The organism is Paenibacillus sp. TAB_01 (assembly GCF_043945595.1).
In the GTDB taxonomy this organism is placed as follows: domain Bacteria; phylum Bacillota; class Bacilli; order Paenibacillales; family NBRC-103111; genus Paenibacillus_S.
This window is the reverse complement of the sequence record NZ_JBIFNP010000001.1, coordinates 636,741-652,027: the sequence shown is the minus strand read 5'-3', so window position 1 is coordinate 652,027 and position 15,287 is coordinate 636,741. Positions and strand designations below refer to the sequence as shown.

General features: G+C 55.7%; 7 protein-coding genes and 4 pseudogenes. All 11 read right to left on the bottom strand.

Annotated features, from left to right (window positions below; genetic code table 11):
* Complete coding sequence (locus ACHHV8_RS03215; protein ID WP_395156687.1) at window positions 1-1,404, bottom strand: M20 family metallopeptidase; 1,404 nt, start codon at window positions 1,402-1,404, stop codon at window positions 1-3.
* A 234-nt stretch (window positions 1,405-1,638) separates the two neighbouring features.
* A pseudogene (locus ACHHV8_RS03210) lies at window positions 1,639-2,806 on the bottom strand (IS110 family RNA-guided transposase).
* Between the two features lie 274 nt (window positions 2,807-3,080).
* Window positions 3,081-4,235, bottom strand: a complete 1,155-nt coding sequence (locus ACHHV8_RS03200; protein WP_395156685.1) for a hypothetical protein — start codon at window positions 4,233-4,235, stop codon at window positions 3,081-3,083.
* A 371-nt stretch (window positions 4,236-4,606) separates the two neighbouring features.
* Window positions 4,607-5,879, bottom strand: a pseudogene (locus ACHHV8_RS03195) (amidohydrolase).
* 15 nt (window positions 5,880-5,894) lie between these two features.
* Window positions 5,895-7,427 carry a p-aminobenzoyl-glutamate transporter gene (abgT, locus tag ACHHV8_RS03190; RefSeq protein ID WP_395156683.1) on the bottom strand — a complete coding sequence of 511 codons (1,533 nt, stop codon included), beginning with the start codon at window positions 7,425-7,427 and terminating at the stop codon, window positions 5,895-5,897.
* A gap of 50 nt (window positions 7,428-7,477) precedes the next feature.
* A pseudogene (aspA, locus tag ACHHV8_RS03185) lies at window positions 7,478-8,898 on the bottom strand (aspartate ammonia-lyase).
* A gap of 390 nt (window positions 8,899-9,288) precedes the next feature.
* Window positions 9,289-10,337 (bottom strand): annotated as a pseudogene (locus ACHHV8_RS03180) (LacI family DNA-binding transcriptional regulator).
* Between the two features lie 148 nt (window positions 10,338-10,485).
* Window positions 10,486-11,310, bottom strand: coding sequence for a 5-deoxy-glucuronate isomerase (gene iolB, locus ACHHV8_RS03175; RefSeq protein ID WP_395156681.1), 825 nt, complete (start codon window positions 11,308-11,310; stop codon window positions 10,486-10,488).
* Window positions 11,311-11,370: 60 nt separating this feature from the next.
* On the bottom strand, window positions 11,371-12,444 hold the full coding sequence (gene iolG, locus ACHHV8_RS03170; RefSeq protein ID WP_395156679.1) for an inositol 2-dehydrogenase: 1,074 nt from the start codon (window positions 12,442-12,444) through the stop codon (window positions 11,371-11,373).
* Window positions 12,431-13,318, bottom strand: a complete 888-nt coding sequence (gene fba, locus ACHHV8_RS03165; protein ID WP_395156677.1) for a class II fructose-1,6-bisphosphate aldolase — start codon at window positions 13,316-13,318, stop codon at window positions 12,431-12,433. Before fba ends, iolG begins: the two co-directional genes overlap by 14 nt.
* A 188-nt stretch (window positions 13,319-13,506) precedes the next feature.
* Window positions 13,507-14,958: a CoA-acylating methylmalonate-semialdehyde dehydrogenase gene (locus tag ACHHV8_RS03160; protein WP_395156675.1), complete on the bottom strand. Its 1,452-nt coding sequence runs from the start codon at window positions 14,956-14,958 to the stop codon at window positions 13,507-13,509.
* Between the last annotated feature and the right edge of the window lie 329 nt (window positions 14,959-15,287).

Here is a 15,287-nt window from a genome sequence, read left to right as displayed (position 1 = left end):
TTATTTTTTGGCCGAAGCCTTGACGTCTCCAGGAATCGGGCAGCTGTAGGCCTGGCCGTTCAAGCGGCTTTTCAGCTCCGCCTTGGCCTGCTCCATCAGCTCCGGACGCTGCATCGCTTCAATGACGGTCGCCGCCATGACTTTACCGGCATGGAGCATGCCCTTATGGGCAATGGAGGTCGCCCCAAGCGATACCCACTGCCAGCTGTGCGGAGCCGAGCCCACTACAAAGCATGCGGTCGTGCATTGCGCGGTCGGAGCGATCCAGCTGACATCGCCTACATCCGTCGATCCGCTCAGGAACAAGCCGTTCACGTACGGGTTCAGCTGGTCCGCCAGCTCCTTCTCCCTCATGCCGGCAGGAATATTCGGTGCGGAGGCGATCTCCGCATCGGTCAAAGTAGACCGTACCGACCGGGCCAGCTCCCGCTCCTGCTCATCGTGCTGAGGAATGCCCAGCTCCTCGAACTTCCGGTACATCACTTTCTCCAGCGTTTCATTCGGAACCAGGTTGGAGCAGGCTTTATCGAATACGATCTGCACTTCCGTCCCTGTCATCAGCGCCGCCCCCCGGGCAATATCGCTGACGCGGTCATAAATATCTTTGGCCTGCGAAATTTGAGGAGCACGGATCAAATAAAGCACTTCCGCCGTAGGCTGAACCACGTTCGGAGACAGCCCGCCCGTATTCGTCACCGCATAGTGAACCCTGGCTTCCTGAATGATGTGCTCGCGCAAATAATTGACGCCGACATTCATCAGCTCCACCGCATCGAGCGCGCTTCTTCCCAAATGCGGCGAAGCGGCCGCGTGCGAGCTTTTTCCCTTGAATTTATAATAGATTTGATAGTTGGCAAGGGAATTCATAGACATGATGCTGTTGTAATCCATCGGATGCCAGCTGACTGCAAAATCAATATCATCGAACAAGCCTTCGCGGACCATAAACGTTTTGCCGGAGCCGCCCTCTTCCCCCGGACAGCCGTAATAGCGCACGGTTCCCGCAATGCCCTGCTCCTCCATCAGCTGTTTTACCGCCACCGCTGCCGCCAGCGCGCCGGTACCGAGCAGATTATGGCCGCAGCCGTGTCCGTTGCCCCCGGGGACGACCGGCTCCTGCTCGCTGCTGGCCCGCTTCTGGCTTAAGCCGGACAGGGCATCGAACTCGCCCAGCACGGCAACCACCGGCTTTCCGCTGCCATAACTGGCGATAAATGCCGTTTCAATGCCTCCCGCTCCGCGTTCGACGGTAAAGCCTTCCTGCTCCAGCGCGCGGCACAGCAGCTCGGCGGAACGGAATTCCTCGAAACGGGTTTCGGCGAACTCCCATATTTGGTTGCTGATTTCGATAAACTGCTCTCGCTTACGCTCAATGAGCTCGGAAATGTGTTGTACAGCGTTCATCTGCCAGTCTCTCCTTTTATGCCTTTTATTTAACGAATATTTTACGAAAATTACGTATAATAAGTATACCGTTTTATCCTTTTTATTTCAATGAGGCTGCAGATAAGAACTAACAAAAACCAGCTAATGTTTGTCAAGCATCACCATCTTGGTACCCAAAAGAATTTCTGTTATAATTTTTATGGAAATGACAAATAAACCTCCATTGGCGTGGAAGTTTATGGAATTTATTGGTTATGTGTGATAGGGCTCGCCTCGGGTGAGGATGGCATAGACGTGATGGAGAAGCTTGTTGGCGCAAGCGATCACGGCCACCTTGTAGGGCTTGCCCTCTCTCTTTTTCTTGTCATAATAGGCCTTGATCCGCTCATTTTTCCCTTTGCGTAAACCACATTGCACCGCGATGTATAACGCCCGCCTTAATCGTTTAGAACCTCGCTTGGTGATCTTACTGCTTGTAGCCGTAAACTTTCCTGAACTGAAAACACTAGGGCCCGATCCTGCGTAAGCGACAAGCTGTTTGGCATGTCCAAACTGAGTAGCGTCTCCGATCTCGGCAACCAGCGCGGCAGCCAATTTATCTCCAACACCCGGGATTGTTTTAAGAAGAGCCACTTCAGGGATCACAGCGACCGTTTCCTCGATCTGCTGCTCCAAGTGCCCCAGTTGCTCTTGGAATGCAAGTAGCAAGCCTAGCATACTTTGCAAAGCTATCGTTTGTGCTGGGCTCCGTCCTTGACTTGGAGCCACACTTTGAAGCTGTGCCAGCTTTTCTCGAATCCAGGTTTTCCCGTGTGATCTTTGCACGGTTTCCAGAATGGTCTCCTCTGTGATCACTACCCCGCTCAAATATTGCTGCAAAACTCGCATTGCTGTTTGGGAATACAGATCATAAAACACACCTTCGAAGGTCGGAAAGACTTGGTCAAGTAACGCCCGCATATTCAGCTTGGCTTGCACATACATCGCCGTTATGAACTCATGCTGTCTTGTAAGATGCTGAAGCTCTAAAAGCTGCTTATCTCCATGCCGATGAGGTTTAACGTCGCCACGGTAGTACATCTCTGCTAAGTGTCAAGCATCTACGGTATCTGTTTTTACTTTTCGTAGTTGAGAGCCCTTTGCTCGTTTGGATTGCAGTGGATTAATGACCATGTGGCGAACCCCACTTCGTTCCATAAAGGCTACGAGCCCTCGATGGTAATGCCCCGTTGCTTCTACGGACCACTACTGGTTCTTTTCCCGTTTTTAGACGCAGTTCTTCAAGCCATTCTCCAAATTCTTCAAATCCTTCCTCCGTGTGGGCGATACTCTTCGATTTCCCTGCCACTTCATTTCGCGAAGTGAATGCTTGAGCCACACTTATTCCTTTTGATACACCCAATCCTACAACTGGTTCCATTCCACCATTCCTTTACGAATTTTCGCCGGCATTCCCACGATAGCTCCAACGCCATAGCTTCGCTTGTGATACGAGATCTAGGTCTCTACCAGCTCAAACATGGTTATTGGGTGGCAGTGGGAGAACAGTTTTTGTTCCGGGGTTTTCCCCCTAAAAGCCGCTCGTTCTCCCGGCTACCGCCATCTTATACCGAACCTAAAAAAGGCCAACCAGATTTTTCTGGCTGACCTAATAATACGAAAAAGCATCCGCACGGGATGCTTCTTCCAACAATCTAGTTTCGTATCAGACGGTATATTTTTCTCGGTCTTCCGCGCACAGCCTGCAGTTCCTCTCCCTGAACCTCCGCCAGCCCCAGCTCGCATAAGCTGACCATAATGCGCTGCGCATTTCGTTGCGTCATCGATAAATGCGCCGACAAATCGGAGGTGGTAAAGCCGTCCCAGCCCATCCGCTGCACGAGCGCTTCGATTTTCTTATAGGTTTTGATGCTGATATTGCCCTGACCCAGCTTGTCCAGCAGCTCCTTATCGTGCGAACGATAAGCGTAGGTCAGCTCGTCCTCTTCCCCGACGGCCTCTACGATGACCCCGTCCTGCTGAACGATGACAATGCCCCGCTCTTCCTTTTCCTTGGCATGCTGCAGCGCTCTGCGGGCGTTGTTCTCGGCGGAGAAGGCCGTGCTGCCGAACCCGATGCCGACAGCCACCGGAACATCCGCTTCCAGCGAGATGTGCTGGACCGTATCTCTGAGCGTTTCCGTTTCGCGTTCAATGGCTCCGCGGGAGCTGAAAATCTGGTACCGTCCATTCCCATTGTCGATGAGGGTCCCGTCGATTTTCTCACATAGCTGGAGAAGAATTTGCCGGATCTTCAGCTCCAGATACTGCAGATGATACCTTGTCATGGTCTTGTCGGCCAGCTGGTCAAACTGATCCAGCTCAATAATTTCCACGCCGATCTGCGTGTCCTTGAAGTAAGAGCTTTTCGCCTGCTCGATCATCACCTGCATCGCTTGGCGGATGTCGAGCTTGGTCATCTCGATCCGATAGGCGGGAACCCCCGCCTCCCGCAGGGAGCTGTGGACGAAGTTCATGCAGGTCAGCGCCGCTTCGGTTTTTCCCTGCTTCCACAAATCGAGATGGAACCGGATGAGCTCGTCGGGCTTGTCGTAGCTGGACCCGTTAAACATGGTCATATGTATGTTGTCGACAGGAATGCCGGCTTCGCAGAACGATTCCTTGAAGTCGACATCCTCGGAATCGATCATATCGATCGAAATCCGGGTGCTCAGCTGTCCCAAATCCATCGACATCTGCAGCATAGCCTTGTATAAGCTGGCGCCGGTTGGCTTGCAATAGACGATATTGGCATGATCGCCCAAAAACTCTTTGGCATATGTATAAGGGATCGGCCCGAAAAAAGCCATCCGTTGACTTCGTGATGGTGGCCTTCGATCAGCGCCTTCGACTCCTGTACATGCACATAGGGAAAAGGAACCAGGAGAGCCTCGGTCTCCATTTCACGGGCAACGTCCAAAATTTTCTGGACGGAGGGCTCGGGCCCAATGACTCCGAATCGATACACCATAGCTCTGCTCCTCTATATGAATTATATAATCAGGTACATTATACCATCCGGTAAAGCCGGGGAAAAAGACCGTGTCCAGGTTTAGCCCCTTATCCCTCACACACGCATCCTCATATAAGGCAAGGGCTGCCTCTCTTCTTCAAGAGAAACAGCCCTCGGCTCTAATTGTCGCGAATCCGGCAGCTTGCAAGCCGGCCCGACTTAAGCGGTTTATTGCAGCACGCGTCTTGCAATGCGGTGCAGCAGCTCTACGCCCCGCGGCAGGATGACTTCGTCGATATCAAACTTCGGATGATGGTGCGGCGCCGGCAGGTGCGACCCGATAATCATATAGGTCCCCTTGCCTCCCAGCTCCTGTACTCTGCGGATCATAAAGCTGGCGTCCTCGCTGCCCATCGCGCTGTCCACGCTGTCCTTGATCGTATGGAAGCCTTTCACCTGCCCGGCTTCCTCCACCGCCAGCTTGACCAGCTCAGCATCGCAGCGGATCGGAATCGCCGCGCCGATCACATCGATCTCGTGACGCAGCTCGTGCATGCCGGCGCTGTGGGCGATAATGCTGCGAACCCGCTGCTCCAGCTCGTTGTTCGCTTCCTCGGAAACCGAGCGGGTTTCCACGACCATCCGGGCAAACTCGGGGATGATGTTCGCCGCCGTCCCGCCCTCCAGCACGCCGACGTTCACGCGCGTCGAGCCTGTGGAAAAGCGGGGAATCGCGTGAATGTTCAGCAGCGCCGTTGCCGCACCGAGCAGCGCGTTGCGCCCCTTCTCGGGCGAAGCCCCCGCATGGGACGGCACGCCGTAAAAGCGGGCTGCCAGCTTCGTGCTGGCGAGAAAGCCTTGTCCGCCGCCGTGGAACTCGCCGGTGGGCACCTCCGTGCCTTGATGATGGCAGAACAAATAGTCTACATCATCCAGGCATCCCTTTTGCACCATCGCGTAAGCGCCGCGCACTCCTTCTTCGGCAGGCTGGAAAATCAGCTTGACAGTGCCGTGAAAGCTGCCGTCCGCGAGCTTCGCAGCCAGTCCCAAGCCGACGGCCGTATGACCGTCATGCGAGCAGGCGTGCATGTTCCCTTCATATAAGGAGCGAAATCCCTCGGCCTGGGGAATGTGATCGGCATCCGCGCTTTCCCGGATCGGCAGCGCGTCCATATCAAAACGGAAGCCGACCGTCGGGCCCGGCGCACTGCCTTTCAAAGTCCCGATGACGGCCGTGTAGCCGCCGCGCATATGCTTGACGATCTCGGGATTGGCGCCGTCGCGCAGCGCCCGCTGGTATGCGTTCTCCAGCACTTCCTCCGAGGGCAGCCCTCTGCGTGAAGTGACCGTCGATCGCGTCCTGTCCGAACACCACTTCATAACCAAGCGACTGAAGAATCTCAACAACCTTCGAGGCCGTCCGGAATTCAGTAAATCCTACCTCCGGGTGGGCGTGCAAATCGCGTCTTATAGCTATAATATCCAGTTCCACTGGGTTCATCTCCTCCTAGTTTAACTACATCCGGGGATAGACGCCCGGTCCGATCGGCAGCCCTAGCATATACCAGACAATCAGCATGATTGTCCATACGATGAAGAACGCAATCGGGTAAGGCAGAATAAGCGAATAATAAGTGCCGAGCTGCGCGTCTTTCCGGTACCTTTGCAGGAAGCTCAGGAACAGCGGCAGGAACGGCGACATCGGCGCGAACGGGATGACCGAGGAGTCCGCTACCCGGAAGACGATCTGAGCGAAGGCCGGATGAAAGCCGAGCAGCATAAACATCGGAACGAACACAGGCGCAAGAATGGACCAGATCGCCGAGCCGCTCGCAATGAACATCGTCAGCAGCGCAGACAGGAACATCAGGCCGACGAAGACCGGAACGCCCGTCATGTTCAATTTCTCCAGCACGTCAATAATCGACAGCGCCATAAATTTCCCCATGTTGCTCCAGTTAAAGAACGCCACGAATTGGGACAAAGGAAACACCATCACGATAAATCCGGCCATATGCTTCATCGGATCGCCGAGCAGGCTTGGAATGTCGTTCTGATTTTTAATCGCTTTCGTTACCAGCCCGTAGACGACCGCAATGGTGAAGAAGAAGAAAATAATAATCGGCACAATGCCTGACATGAACGGGGACGGAATCACGCTGCCGGTTTTCGGATCGCGCAGAATACCGCCATGAGGCACCACCATCAGGGCCACCACGATAATATAAACGATAGCTGCGATTCCAGCCCAGCGCAGACCTTTATTCTGAGTATCAGTCAGCTTATCGAGCGAAAAGTTCATTTCACCCTCATATTTTCCGAGACGCGGTTCAACAAATTTATCTGTAATCAGCGCAGCCAGCACCGTCAGCACAATAACGGAGGCCGCCATAAAATACCAGTTGTCCAGCACAGTGACCGTCGCCGCCGTATTGACGGATTTGGCTACCTCGCCGCTGATGCCTGACAAGAGCACGTCCGTCGTTACGATCAGCAGGTTTGCAGTAAAGCCCGAGCCGACCCCGGCAATGGCGGCCAGCAGACCGGCGACGGGATGGCGGCCGACGGCCAGGAAGATCAGCGCGCCGAGCGGAGGCATAATAACAACTGCAGCGTCCGAGGACACGTGGCTGAAGAAAGCGATGAAGACGACCAGGTAGCTGGCGAATTTGGCGTCGACCTTGGATGCCATTTTGCGCATGATCGCTTCCAGCAGGCCAACCTTTTCAGCCAGACCGACGCCGATAACCAGCGCCAGTATATAGCCTAACGGAGTGAAGCCGGTAAAGTTTTTAATCACATTCGGCAGAATCCATTGAAGCCCTTCCACGCTCAGCAGATTTTTAACTGCGACAGGCTCTTTTTTTACCGGGTCAAATGCCGTAATGTGAAAGTAGGACAAAATACATGTAGCAACCATTAGCAAAACAATTAAATAAATGAATAGCAAAAACGGATTCGGAATTTTGTTCCCTACTCGCTCTACCCAAGTAAAAATTCCCGATTGTCTCTGAGGCGCCGCGGCGCCGGCCTGCGCTAAATGCTTCATTGTGCCATCCCCCTGGTCCTATTGATTAGCTTCCCTTCCCCGTGTTCTTTCTACCGTTCGAGCAGCACGGCACCGGCTATGCCGGGCTTCGTCATTTCGTACGGATCCAGAATCTTGTCCAGCTCCTCTTCCGTTAATACCTGATACAGCAAGCACAGCTCCCGGACCGATTTCCCCGTCTCGATCGCTTCACGCGCGATGCGCGCCGCCGCTTCATAGCCCAAATGCGGGTTGAGCGCGGTAATAACGCCTACACTCTGATCCACGTAAGCCTTGCAGCGCTCCTCGTCGGCTTCGATGCCTTCCAGACAGTAGCTCTGGAAGACGGTGAACACGCTGCTCATCATACTCAACGACTGCAGCAAATTAAAGACCAGTACCGGCTCCATTACGTTTAGCTCGAGCTGCCCTGCCTCCGAAGCGAGGCAGATGGTGTGGTCGTTGCCGATGACCTGGAAAGCCACCTGGTTCACGACCTCGCACATGACCGGATTCACCTTGCCCGGCATAATGGAGGAACCCGGCTGTCTCGATGGCAGTCTCAGCTCGCCCAGGCCGGTCCGGGCCCGGAGGCCAGCAGCCGGATGTCGTTGGCTACCTTGGACATGTTCATCATACAAATCTTCAAGGCGCCCGACACTTCGGTGTACGCATCGGTATTCTGGGTCGCATCCACCAGATGCTCCGCATGCTTCAGCGGCAGTCCGCTCAGCCCGGCCAAATGTCCGACGACAGACCGGATGTATTCGGGATCGGCGTTCAAGCCTGTCCCGACGGCGGTAGCTCCCATATTGACCTCATACAGATGGTCCTTCGTTTGCCGCACTCTTTGAATATCCCTTGCAAGCACGCGGCTGTACGCTTCGAACTCTTGTCCCAGCCGGATGGGCACCGCATCCTGCAGATGGGTCCGGCCCATTTTAATAATATGATCGAAGGCCTGCGCTTTCTTGCAAAAGGCTTCGTACAGAGACTGCATCGTACCCAGCAGCTTCTCCAGCAATGTCAGTACGGCGATATGGATGGCTGTCGGAAAAGCGTCGTTGGTCGATTGCGATTTGTTGACATGGGAATTGGGACTGAGGCTGAGATAGCTTCCTTTCGGTTCTCCCAGCAGCTCCAGCGCCCGGTTCGCGATGACCTCGTTAGAATTCATATTGATCGAGGTGCCTGCTCCCCCCTGAATCGGATCGACAATGAACTGGTCATGCCACTGACCGTCTATGATTTCCTCCGCCGCCTGAACAATCGCTTGTCCCAGCTTCACAGGAAGCTGCTTCGCTTCCATATTGGCCTGCGCTGCGGCTTTCTTGACGATCGCCATCCCGCGAATGAGCTCTTCATGAATCCGATAGCCCGTAATGGGGAAGTTCTCTACGGCGCGCAGCGTCTGAATACCGTAATAGGCCTGAATTGGAACCGCTTTACTTCCCAAAAAATCCGTCTCCATCCGTACTTCCATGTTGGACATCTCCCTATTCCGACCTTTCATCAAGAGGTGTGATCGCAAGCCGTACCGGCCGAATGAGGAAAGGCCCTATGCTACTTTCATATTAACGATTATTAAACGAAATTTTCGTTTAAAAGAATTATATATGGAATTTTCGTAAAATTCAATACTTATGTAATGTTTTCTCACAGAAAATTACTACCTCGCGGAAGGTATATTTTGGAAGCGTTTACGGTTTGTTTATACACAAAAGCGCCTCTCTGCGGGAGTATACTTCCGGCTCCACGCAAAAAAAGCCAACCGGATCATTCCGGTTGGCTTGCAGCTCCAAACGCAGCTTCGCTGCTTTACCGATCAGCGAAGCCTGATAACTTCATGTGGCTTTGCCTTGGATGGCAGCGCCTTCCTTCTCTACTTCCAGATGCTCGGCTGCGCCGTTAAACGATTTTCCGGCCCCGGCGCCGAGGTCGACTGCCGGATGATCAGCTCCGGACGGAGCACGGTTCGCTGCTTGGGCTGCGTCAGCTCCTTTTTCAGCTCCTGAATGAGCAGATCGACGGCCATCCGGCCCATCTCCTCCATCGGCTGCGCCACCGTAGTAAGCGGCGGATCGGTAACGGACGCCAGGATCGTATTGTCGAACCCGACAACGGACAGATCCTGAGGCACCCGCAGCCCCAGCTCCTTCACGGCTTGAAGCGCGCCTATCGCCAGCAGATCGTTACAGCAAAACAGCGCCGTCGGCCGATCGTCCTGCTTCAGCAGCTCCAGCGTTCTGCGCTTGCCGTCCTCGACGACGAAGTCGCAGTGAAGCACCCGCTGCTCCGGCAGTTCAACGCCATCGGCCGCCAGCGACTCGCGAAATCCGCGCACCCGCTCCCGGCTGCTTCGGACAGCTTTGCCTGCTCCGCCAGGACCGCCAGCTTGCGGTGCCCCAGCTGCAGCAGATGCTTCGCCGCCAGCCTGCCCCCGATATAGTCATCGACAACCACCGTGTGCACCGGCTGCTCCGGCAGCTCCCTGGCAATCATCGCGATCGGAATCTGCTTCTCCATCAGCGGGTTCAAAATTTCTTTGTTATCCATCCCCGTACCGATGATCATCCCGTCGATGCTTTTTTGCTGGAGCAGCGTCAAATAACGCTCAACCCGCTCATCCTTATTGTCCGTGCTGCAGATGACCAGGCTGTAGCCCAACTGATGCCCGCGGTCCTCGACCGCCCTGGCAATTTCGGCAAAAAACGGGTTGGAGATATCCGGCACAAGCAGTCCGAGCGTGTAGGTCTTTTTACCGGCAAGCGCCGCTGCAATGACGCTCGGCTGATAATTGAGCCGCTCCATAATTTCCATGATCTCATTGCGCCGTTCCTCGCTGATCTTTCCTTTGCCGTTAATGACCTGCGAAACGGTCGCAATCGATACACCGGCCTCCCGGGCAATGTCATAAATAGTCGCCTTCATCACGATTCTCCTGTTTCCCTTAAAAATCTGGTGAACACTAAGCTTTCATTCAGGACAGCCCGCGTCCCTCCGCCGGTTCACCAAACTTTTAGACTAGGTAAGTTCATGAATTCATTATGAATGCGATCAGGCAAACTTGCAACCGGTCTTACGCTTCCGCCGGCTTCGGCGGCGTCATTATCCAGGCATGGTCGGGATCGTTATGGAACTTCCACGTGCGCGTCGGCCCTGCCATTACGTTCAAATAGTATACATCGTAGCCGGGAGGCGCCGAAACCGGATGGTAGCCGCGCGGCACCAGCACCGTTTGGCCGTCCTGCACGATCAGCGTTTCGTCCAGCGACCGGTCGTCGGTGTACACCCGCTGGATCGCAAAGCCCTGCTCCGGCTGGACGCGGAAGTAATACGTCTCCTCCAGCAGCGATTCCTCCGGAAGCGCATCCCGGTCGTGCTTGTGCGGCGGATAGCTGGACCAATGGCCGTTAGGCGTCAGCACCTCGACGACAAGCAGACTGTCCGCCGGCTCCTGCTCCGGCAAAATATTGTGAATGTACCGCTCGATATTCCCGTAGCCGCGCGTTTCCGCACCGACCTGCTGCGGTGCAATCAGGCGCGCCGGATGGCTGCCCCTGCCCGGAGCGGCGCAAACGGCCAGCTCCACCTGCGTAAGAGCCCGCACCTCGTAGCTATCTCCGCTGGGCACATACACCGAATAAGGAGCTTTGCGCTCGAACACGCTCATCCGCTCGCCGATGCCGAGCCATTGCTCCTGTGCCGTCGACACGTCCGCCTTGCCGCTAAGCAGCACAAGGCAAATCTCCTGATCGCCGGTTTCCCTGCGCAGCATCTGCCCCTCCGACAGCTTTACTACCTGAAAACCTACATACTGCCACCCCGCGGATTGCGGGGTCACATCGATCACGACCCCTTCTTCGTTCGGTGACGATTCGGGCTTTACGATCAACTGCGACATGATACAGCTCCTCCTCTCGATATCATCGCGATTTGACTTTCCTTCGGCTCGCAGCCGGGACTACGCAGACGCCGACGATTCCGGTTCCGCCGCTGCCGTTTCGGCCGACTGGCGAACCAGCTCCTGCAGCTCGTTCAGCTTCACCGGACGCCCCAGGCGGCTGGACAGCTTCGCCGCAAGCGCTATGCGCTCCGCCTGTACGCCGTCGTAGCCGTCCACCGGCACCGGCTTATCGTGCAGGATGCAGTCGACAAACGCTTTCGTTTCCTCCACGTACGCTTCGTTATACCGTTCCAGGAAAAAATGCAGCGGCTTATCGCGCATCACGCTATCCGCCGTGCTGATCTCCACCGTGTTCGGATGATCGTTGGAGGCCGCTGCGCTCCCCTTGGAGCCGAATACCTCCACACGCTGATCGTAGCCGTATACCGCCTGGCGGCTGTTGTCGATTACGCCGAGGGCGCCGTTCTTAAACTTCAGGGTCACGATAGCCGTATCCACGTCCCCGTGCTGCGCGAACACCGGATGAATCAGCACATTGCCCTGCGCATAAACCTCCTCGACCTCGCTGCCGGACAAATACCGGGCCATATCGAAATCGTGGATCATCATATCCATAAAAATCCCGCCGGATACTTTGATATAATCCTCATGCGGCGGATTCGGGTCGCGGGACGTAATCTTCACGATATGCGTCTCCCCGATCGTCCCGTTCTGTACACATTCGCGCACACGCTTGAAATTATGGTCAAACCTGCGGTTGAAGCCGACCTGGAGCATCACACCCGCCTGCCGTACCGCTTCGAGCGCCTCCTCCGTCAGCGCAAGACTCATGCTGACCGGTTTTTCGCAAAAAATATGCTTCCCTGCCTGTGCCGCCTGCTTTATCAGCGGGACATGCGTATCTGTGGAAGAGCAGATGAAGATGGCGTCGATTTCCGGATCGTCGATAATATCCTGGCTGTTCTTCGTCACCGTGCCGATGCCCCGCTCCGCTGCCCATGCTGCCAGCTCCGGGCCTGCGAATAAATCGCTGACCGCGGCAACCTCCGTTTGCGGCAGCCGCAGCAGGTTATCCACGTGAATTTTGCCGATCCTTCCCGCGCCGATGATACCGATTTTAATTGCTTTCATAGCGTGCTCCCTCCGCTTTTCCCGCACAGCCGAACAGACGGATTTTCGCTTTGACCGAGGCTTTGATCGCTTCCCTGGCCGGGATCAAATAATTGCGCGGATCGTAAGCTTCGGGATGCTCGTTCAAATAAGTCCGGATGGCCGCCGTGCAGGCCGATTGATTGTCTGTATTTACGTTAATTTTGGCGGTGCCGAGCGAGATCGCCTGACGGATTTCCTCATCGGGCAAGCCGCTGCCGCCGTGAAGTACAAGCGGCAGCCCCGTCAGCCTGCGGATTTCCCCCATCCGGTCGAAGCCGAGCTTCGGCTGTCCCCGGTAGGGGCCGTGTACAGAGCCAAGCGCGGGAGCCAGGCAGTCGATGCCGGTTTCCCTAACGAGCCGGACGCACTCGTCAGGCAGCGCATACATGCCCTCCGCGTCGTCCACGACGATATCGTCCTCGCGGCCCGTTATGCGGCCAAGCTCCGCTTCGACCGTGACGCCCAGCACATGCGCAGCTTGCGTCACGCGCTGGGTGATGTCGATGTTCTGCTCCAGCGGATGATGCGAGGCGTCGATCATCACCGACGTAAACCCGGCATGGATCGCCCGGATGCAGACATCGTAGGTCGAACCGTGATCCAGGTGCAGCGCGACGGGCACCGTAATACCGTAATGCCCGATCAGCGACTTCACCATGCCCGCAATGCAGGGCAGTCCGCCCATATAAGGGATGTAAGCTTCGCTGACACCCAAAATAACCGGAGCCTGTTCCTCCTGCGCCCCCTGCAGAATCGCCTGGGTAAACTCCAGGTTGTTTAAGTTAAACTGCCCGACGGCATACCCGCCGTCCAGGGCATCGTTCAGCATCCGCTTCATTGATACCAGCGTCATGTTGTGTACAGCTCCTTCCTTGACTCGAAAAAAATGAGAGTCCGGGCAAGTAATCCCCAGCGGCCCCTACGCCATATAAGGCTGCGCGAGCTTCCCGCTGCATCCAAACGCTGCTGAGCCGCATTCAAGTGCTCACTCCCTCCGGCACTTTCCTGAAAGCGAAAGCTCCCATTTCATCCATACCGCTTTTACCAGCGGGCGGTAACCATTTTTTTGCGTGTATAAAACTCGACGCCGTCCATGCCGTTCGCATGCAGGTCGCCGTAAAAAGATTTTTTCCATCCGGAGAAAGGGAAGAACGCCATCGGAGCCGGTACGCCCAGATTGACGCCAAGCATGCCTGCATCGATCGTTTCGCGGAACTGGCGCATTGCGCTGCCGCTGGTAGTGAACAGGCAAGCTCCGTTCGCCAGCTCCGATTGGTTGGCAAGCTCAATCGCTTCCTCCAGCGTGTTCACTCTGACAATAGACAGCACCGGTGCGAAGATTTCATCCTTCCAGATGTCCATACCGCACTGCACCTGATCGAAAATCGTCGGTCCGACGAAATATCCCGCCTGACCCTCTGCAGCAGCAGAGTCTTTGCGGCCGTCGCGGACCAGCAGCGCTCCTTCATTCTCGCCGATACCGATATATTTCAGCGTACGCTCCTTGTGGGAGCCGCGGATGACAGGCCCGAGGAATACGCCTTCCTCCAGACCGTTGCCGATCGTAATGTTGTCGGCGGCCTCGATCAGCTTGTTCACCAGCGTATCGCCGATCTCTCCGACGGCGACAACGACGGAGCAGGCCATGCAGCGCTCGCCCGCCGAGCCGAAGGCGGCGTTGACGATTTCTTTGACCGCCAGGTCCAGATCGGCGTCCGGCATTACGATGGAGTGATTCTTCGCTCCAGCTAATGCTTGTACTCGCTTGCCGTGGCGGGAAGCGTTCGTATAGACGTACTCGGCGACAGGCTGCGAGCCGACGAACGATACCGCTTTAATATCTGGGCTCTCGAGGATGCCGTTCACGACCTCATGCGCCCCATGGACGATGTTCAGCACGCCGCCCGGCAGTCCGGCCTCCTGGAACAGCTCCGCAAGACGGTTCGCCAGCAGCGGCGTGCGCTCCGACGGTTTCAGCACGAAGGTGTTGCCGCAGGCGATCGCCAGCGGGAACATCCAGCAGGGCACCATCATCGGGAAGTTAAACGGCGTGATCCCGCCGACAACGCCTACCGGATAGCGGTACATGCCGGATTCCAGGTTGGAGGCGATATCCGGCAGCTGCTTGCCCATCATGAGCGACGGAGCGCCGGCTGCGAATTCAACGCATTCGATGCCGCGAAGCACTTCGCCGTAAGCTTCGTTGTAGCTTTTGCCGTTCTCGCGGGTAATGAGCTGCGCCAGCTCTTCCCAATGCTCGACGAGCAGCTGCTGGTACTTGAACAAAATGCGGGCGCGGCGCGGCACTGGGGTGCGGCTCCAGCTCCGGAATGTTTCCTTCGCATTGGCGGCGGCCTGGTTCAGTTCAGCCCTTGTCGAGATGGGCACGTAAGCGAGGATTTCCTCGGTTGCCGGATTATAGACGGGCTCGGACTGGGTGGAACGGGACTCGACCCACTCGCCGCCGATGAAGTTTTTTAAGGTTTGTGTCATGGTTTGTGCGCTCCCTTGGGATCGAACGTGAATGGAGAATTTCCGGGAAAAGGGGCGTATGGCGATAAAAGGCCCCTACCGCTGCGAGTCCAAGGCCCTTCTTCCGATCGCTGTGGTCCCCGGATTTCCTGGTTATACTTCTCGCAAAGCAGAAATCCGGGGACAAAGGCAAGCGATGACGCTTCTCCAGAACGGTCTTTTGCCTCTCCGTTGGATCGGAAGCAAGCCCTCTATAAGCTCCCAGTCTAATCGTTCATTCACGTCGATCCGTTTTTATTTATATGGTACATGGAGAGTTGAAGCTTCTCTCCTAACAATCTCACAAGCAT